Source organism: Nitrobacter sp. 62-13 (assembly GCF_001896955.1).
Taxonomy (GTDB): domain Bacteria; phylum Pseudomonadota; class Alphaproteobacteria; order Rhizobiales; family Xanthobacteraceae; genus Nitrobacter.
This window is the reverse complement of the sequence record NZ_MKRN01000127.1, coordinates 4036-10690: the sequence shown is the minus strand read 5'-3', so window position 1 is coordinate 10690 and position 6655 is coordinate 4036. Positions and strand designations below refer to the sequence as shown.

Sequence of the window (6655 nt, the reverse complement as noted above, 5' to 3'; positions counted from 1 at the left end):
TTGATCTCGCGCGATCTCGACGAGATCAATTCGTTTCGCGCCGAGCACGGCGCGGTGGTGATGAAACCGCTGCACGGTCACGGCGGAGCCGCGGTGTTTCGCGTGATGCCGCAGGACATGAATTTCGGATCGCTGTTCGACATGTTCTCGGTGACGTTCCGCGAACCCTGGGTGATCCAGCGCTTCCTGCCGGAGGTGAAGCAGGGCGACAAGCGCATCATTCTCGTGGACGGCGAATTCGCCGGCGCCATCAATCGCGTGCCGGCCGCGGATGATCTGCGCTCCAACATGGTTCGCGGCGGCGCGGCGCGGGCAACCGACCTGACGCCCCGCGAGCGCGAGATCTGCGAGCGCATCGGCCCCTCGCTGCGCGAGCGCGGCCTGCTGTTCGTCGGCATCGACGTCATCGATGGCAATCTCACCGAGATCAACGTCACCTCGCCCACCGGCATTCGGGCTATCACCGCCTTCGGGGGCCCGGACGTGGCAGCCATCATCTGGGACCGGATCGAGGCCAAACGGTCCTAGAACATGATCGCGGTCTTGCCAGCACACAGCCGCAACCGGTTCGAGATGAGACCACGCTCGATCAAAGCTCTCCCGATCCGGAACTTTGTTCTCTCAATGTTCTTGTGATCGCGAGGGTTGTAGGCTAGTCTCGCCTTGGCAGAGGGGGCGGCCATGGTTCAGCGGGTATCCACCGTCGCATTTGAGGGCATCGAGGCGCGCGCGGTCGACGTGCAGGTGCAGGTCGCGCCGGGTCTGCCCGCCTTCAACATTGTCGGCTTGCCGGACAAAGCGGTCTCGGAGGCTCGGGAGCGTGTGCGAGCCGCCCTGATCGCTTCAGGTCTGGCGCTGCCGGCCAGGCGAATCACCGTCAATCTCGCCCCCGCCGATCTGCCGAAGGAAGGCAGCCACTACGATCTGCCCATCGCGCTCGGCCTGATGGCGGCGATCGGCGCCATTCCCTCCGACGCGCTGTCCGGTTTTTCAGTGCTCGGCGAACTCGGTCTGGACGGTTCGATCGCGGCCGTCGCCGGAGTTCTTCCCGCCGCAATCGGCGCAAACGGCCGCGACGAGGGACTGATCTGTCCCGCGGCGTGCGGCGCAGAGGCGGCCTGGGCGAGCCCGGACATCCAGATCATCGCCGCAAGCTCGCTGATTCAGATCGCAAACCATTTCAAGGGAACCCAGGTTCTGTCCCGGCCGCAACCCCGGATCCGCGAAACCCAGGGCGTTGCTCTCGACCTTCGCGACATCAAGGGCCAGGAAAGCGCCAAGCGCGCGCTCGAAATCGCAGCCGCCGGCGGGCACCATTTGCTGATGGTGGGCTCTCCGGGCAGCGGCAAGTCGATGCTCGCGGCACGGCTGCCCTCGATCCTTCCGCCGCTGTCGCCGGCCGAACTGCTGGAAGTGTCGATGATCGCATCGGTGGCCGGCGAAATCGACGGCGGAGCACTCACCTCGCGCCGGCCGTTTCGCGCCCCGCATCACTCCGCCAGCATGGCCGCGCTGACCGGCGGCGGCACGCGCGCCAAGCCCGGCGAGATCTCGCTCGCGCACAACGGCGTGCTGTTTCTCGATGAATTGCCGGAATTCGATCCGCGCGTGCTGGATTCGCTGCGGCAGCCGCTGGAGAACGGCGAGATCGCGGTCTCCCGCGCCAACCATCGCGTGACCTATCCCGCGCGTTTCATGCTGGTGGCGGCAATGAATCCATGCCGCTGCGGCCACGCCTTCGAGCCGGGTTACGCCTGCAAGCGCGGCCGCATCGACCGCTGCACCGCGGATTATCAGATGCGCATTTCCGGACCGCTGCTGGACCGAATCGATCTGCGGATCGAAGTCCCGGCCGTGACCGCCTCCGACCTCATTCTGCCACCTGCCTCGGAAGGGTCTGCCGAAGTCGGCGCCCGTGTCGCCGCGGCCCGCGACATTCAGGCGGCGCGCTATGCCGCGCTCGGGCTTCCGAATGTCCGCACCAATGCCGAAGCGCCGGCCGCCGCGCTGGAAGACATCGCGCAACCCGATGCACAGGGACAGAAGCTGCTGCGCGACGCCGCCGAAAGCATGCGTCTGTCGGCGCGCGGCTATCACCGGGTGCTGCGCGTCGCTCGTACGCTCGCCGACCTCGAGGGCGCCGGCAAGATCGGCCGGCTGCATCTCGCCGAAGCGTTGTCCTATCGCGCGCTTGCCGAGGACATCAGGCGCGCGGCCTGACCGCCCCTCGGCGACTTGCGCGAATGATCGGCCCCAAACGGATTCCCCGTTAAATCGTCGTTAACACGCCATTTACCCTGTTCGCATCGGACAGGATTTTTGCGCGTTCCCTCAAAGACTTCGCAACGTCGTTTTCCCATGCTGCGGCGAGCACATCGCGGTGCTCCTGCCGACGGCATCCCGCCCTCTCATGAACATGCCCGGCAGCATAAGGCGAATTCGGGGTGATGGTAATGGCGCGATTGTTCTGGCTCAGGGCCCGTCTGCGCCGGCTGGTCCGACGACATCCCCGCCTGAGCTTTGTGTTTCGGACCTTCACGACTTTCTCGATCGCGTTCGGAGGCGCCTACGGCTTCATTTCCGGAACCAAAAGCGCTGATTACGATCCAAACGCCTTTGCGCTCGGCGTGAGCCTGCTTTTCGCGCTGGCCTGCGTGGCGTTGGCCGTCCTCAGCATGCGCTTGCGCTGGATGCGCAGAAAGCTTGGCAAGGTCATTCTTCACAACGAAGCGCTCGCGGACCGGAATTGGGAGTTGAAGGAAGCGGAGGAACGGGCGCGCAGCCTGTTCGAATCGCAGGGCGACCTGATCGTCCTGCGCGATGCGGGGGGCGTTATCACCTCGGTGAACGACGCCTATTGCACTCTCGCCCGGCGTTCGAGGGCCGAGTTGCTCGCTACCCGGTTCGTGCTCCCCGTTCTCGAGCAAGGCGCGAGTGCGCTTGAAACGAACGGTACCCGCATCCACGATCAGCGGGTCGAAACCGCGCTCGGCCCGCGCTGGATCGCATGGCGCGAAGGCCTGGTGCGGATCGACGCCAACCATCCGGCGGAACTGCAATGCGTCGGCCGTGATGTCACGAGCCGCATGGAGACCGAGCGCGCGCTCGCAGAAGCGCGCGATCACGCGAACGCGGCCAACCGGGCCAAGTCGCGCTTTCTCGCAATGACCTCGCATGAGTTTCGCACGCCATTGAACGGCATCATCGGCATGAGCGGATTGCTGCTCGACACCCCGCTCACGCCCGAACAGACGACGTATGCCAGGGCGGTCAAGGCATCCGGCGATGCCCTGCTCTCCTTGATCGAGGAATTGCTCGACTATTCCAAGATCGAAGCCGGCAAGATCGAACTCGAAAGCCGTCCTTTCGTCCTGCCCGACCTGATCGAGGACATCACCGAACTGCTGGCGCCCCGCGCGCAGGCGCGACAACTCGAAATCGCCGCCTATATCGACGACACGCTGCCGATCGAAGTGATCGGAGACGCGGCGCGGTTGCGCCAGGTGCTGCTCAATCTTGCGGGAAACGCCATCAAGTTCACGCCATCCGGCGGCGTTGCGCTGATCGTCGAGCATGGGGCCCGACCGGGCGACATCCGTTTCATGGTTCAGGACACCGGTATCGGCATAACACCGGATGCACAGGCACGGATTTTCCGCGAATTCGAGCAGGCCGACGAACAGATCGCACGCCACTATGGCGGCACCGGCCTGGGGCTGAGCATCAGCGATCGCATCGTCAAGCGGATGGGCGGGCGCATCGCGCTTGAAAGCAGGCCGGGTGCCGGCTCGGCATTCGAGGTCTCGATCCCCCTCGCCGCTCATGACGGCGCTCTCCAGCGAAAGCCGTTCTCTCCTCCGGATCTCGCTGGCCAGCCGATCCTGCTGGTATGTCCACAGACGATCGAAGCGTCACTGTTGGTTCGGCGGCTGGACCGATGGGGCGCCGAGACCTGCATGATATCGGATATCGCCGCTGCTCGCGCGCTGCTTGCCGAGCGGTCGTGGCACACGGTGTTCGTGGATCACGCCATGGGCGCGGAAGCTGTCTGGCTGCTCGGCCAGATCGCCTGCCGGCACGCCACGCGACGGATCGTCATGGTGACGCCATCGACGAGACACGACCTTCAGGCTGCGGGCGCGGCAGCGTTCACGGGCTATCTGGTCAAGCCTCTGCGAGCTCAGTCGATCGCGGCGCGACTGACGGCGCCGGCCGATGGCTCGACCGCACAGCGGGCGACCAACCGCCAGCCGGATTTCGAGACGATCGGAGAATCCGACTCGCCGGCCACGGTGCCCGCGCAAAGTCTTTCGGTTCTCGTCGCGGAGGACAACGAGATCAACGCGTTATTGATACGCTCGCTCCTGACCCGGCTCGGGCACGACGTGACCGTCGCCGCAAACGGCGAGGACGCGCTTGCCTCGTGGGTCGCCGCTCAAACCGCTGATGCGCCCTACGACCTGGTGCTGATGGACGTCCAGATGCCGAAGCTCGACGGCATCGAGACCACAAGAAAAATCCGGGAACGGGAAGCCGACGGTCACGCCCGCCGCACCGCCATCCTGGCGCTGACGGCCAATACGCTGACTGACGATCGTCATGCCTGTTTCGATGCCGGCATGGATGGCTTCCTCGTCAAGCCGCTCGATCAGGACAAGCTGGCCGACGCGCTCGCGCGATTGATAGCGGCACGTCATCTCGCGGCATAAATCTGAGTTCAGCGCTGTTGAATCCGGCCCTGTTGATTGAGCATGATCTTGTCCGAAAGCCGGTTCGCGCCCGGATCAAGTCCGGGGGGAGGCTTCGGGACATGCTCTAAAGCCGCCTCAGCGCGACCTGTTCGACGACATGATCGGCTCCCTTCTTGAGAATCAAGGTCGCCCGCGGCCGCGTCGGCAGGATGTTGTCCTCGAGGTTTGCGCGATTGGTGCGTTCCCAGATCGCGATGGCCGTCGCGGTGGCCTCATCGTCCGACAGCAGCGCATAACGATGAAAATAGGATCGCGGGTCATGAAAGGCGGTGTCCCGCAGCGCCAGGAAACGCTTGACATACCAGTCCCGCAGCACCGGTTCCTCGGCGTCGAGATAGACCGAGAAGTCGAAGAAATCGGAGACAACCGGAACGGCCCTGCCATCGCGCGGCAGCGGTCCGGTCTGCAGCACGTTGACGCCTTCGACGATCAGAATGTCGGGCTGACTGACCTCGGTCCAGCTATCCGGCACGATGTCATACGTCAGATGCGAGTAAACCGGCGCGCGCACCGGCGTGCGGCCCGCCTTGATGTCGCTGAGAAACCCCAGCAGCATCGGCAGATTGTAACTTTCCGGAAAACCCTTTTTCTGCATCAGGCCATGTCGCTCGAGCACCGCGTTCGGAAACAGAAATCCGTCGGTGGTGACGAGTTCGACCTTGGGGCGCGGCGACCATCGCGCGAGCAGCGCCTGCAGCACGCGAGCCGTCGTCGACTTTCCGGCCGCGACCGATCCTGCCACGCCGATGATATACGGCACCTTGCGGTCGTGGATGCCGAGAAACTGCCGCTGGGCGACGAAGAGCCGCTGCATCGAGGCCACATAGATCGACAGCAGCCTGGACAGCGGAAGATAAATTTCCTCGACCTCGACAAGATCGAGGCGATCATGCATCGATCGCAACGCCGCGATTTCATTCGCGCCCAGCGTCATCGGCATGTCGTGCCGCAGCTTCGCCCACTCGGCGCGGGAGAAAATCCGATAGGGATTATATTGCTGCTGCTCTGGCCGCGAATCCATGAAGCTCGCCCCGGGGCTACTCGCGATTGCGCGCCGCCTTCTCTTCGAGTCCGGACATCGCCGTGCGCTGCGCGAGGGCCTCTTCGATGTCCTGGAATTTCACGCCGCGAGCCTTCAGCAGCACCAGGAAGTGGAACATCACGTCGGCGCCTTCTGCGATCAGGTGGTTACGGTCGTTTTCAACCGCAGCGATCACCGTCTCGATGGCTTCCTCGCCGAACTTCTTGGCGCAATGCTCGGGACCCTTGTCGAGCAGCTTTCGTGTATAGGATGCCTCGCCGCCGGATGCAGCCCGGGCGTCGATGGTGGCGGCAAGATCATGGATCGTGAAACGCGGCATGCTACTCTGCTTGTCCTGCGCGCCGATTATGCCAACGCGCCCATTTTCGAATGTTTAGCACTTCCGCGATGTGAAGTCGTCAGGGATCGAGCCGCATCGGCAACCCGGCGCGGGCCATATGATCCTTGGCTTGGCGAATGGTAAATTCCCCGAAGTGAAAGATCGACGCGGCAAGAACCGCCGTCGCATGGCCTTCACGAATCCCGTCGACCAGGTGGTCGAGATGACCCACGCCACCGGACGCGATCACGGGAACGGAAACGCTGTCGGCCACCAGACGCGTCAGCGGCAGATCGAAGCCTTGACGGGTGCCGTCGCGGTCCATCGAGGTCAGCAGGATCTCGCCGGCGCCGAGCGACACCACCTCCTGGGCATATTCGATCGCGTCGATGCCGGTGGATTTGCGGCCGCCATGGGTGAAGATTTCCCAGCGGTCCGAACCGCCCGCTTTCGACACCCGCTTGGCGTCGATCGCGACCACGATGCACTGGTCGCCGAACTTCTCCGCGGCTTCCCTGACGAACTCGCGCCGGCTGACCGCCG

The 6655-nt window shown here is 64.3% G+C and carries 5 protein-coding genes and 1 pseudogene; 3 read left to right on the top strand and 3 right to left on the bottom strand.

The annotated features are described in order from the left end of the window. The 3 genes and pseudogenes from BGN91_RS09995 to BGN91_RS09985 all read left to right on the top strand — a co-directional run. Positions 1-528: pseudogene (locus tag BGN91_RS09995) on the top strand (glutathione synthase); the annotation flags it as partial. Positions 529-681: 153 nt separating this feature from the next. Next, positions 682-2220 (top strand): YifB family Mg chelatase-like AAA ATPase, encoded by a 1539-nt coding sequence (locus tag BGN91_RS09990; protein ID WP_292612723.1) that lies wholly within the window; start codon positions 682-684, stop codon positions 2218-2220. Positions 2221-2453: 233 nt separating this feature from the next. Further along, positions 2454-4709, top strand: a complete 2256-nt coding sequence (locus BGN91_RS09985) for a response regulator (protein WP_292612722.1) — start codon at positions 2454-2456, stop codon at positions 4707-4709. 106 nt (positions 4710-4815) lie between these two features. On the opposite strand, the gene coaA is transcribed toward BGN91_RS09985, so the two are convergent. The 3 genes from coaA to BGN91_RS09970 form a co-directional block, all read right to left on the bottom strand. Continuing rightward, positions 4816-5772, bottom strand: coding sequence for a type I pantothenate kinase (coaA, locus tag BGN91_RS09980; RefSeq protein WP_292612720.1), 957 nt, complete (start codon positions 5770-5772; stop codon positions 4816-4818). Positions 5773-5788: 16 nt separating this feature from the next. After that, positions 5789-6112, bottom strand: a complete 324-nt coding sequence (locus tag BGN91_RS09975) for a phosphoribosyl-ATP diphosphatase (protein ID WP_292612718.1) — start codon at positions 6110-6112, stop codon at positions 5789-5791. Positions 6113-6191: 79 nt separating this feature from the next. Then, positions 6192-6655: HisA/HisF-related TIM barrel protein (locus BGN91_RS09970; protein WP_292612716.1), on the bottom strand; the 464-nt coding region annotated here is incomplete at its 5' end.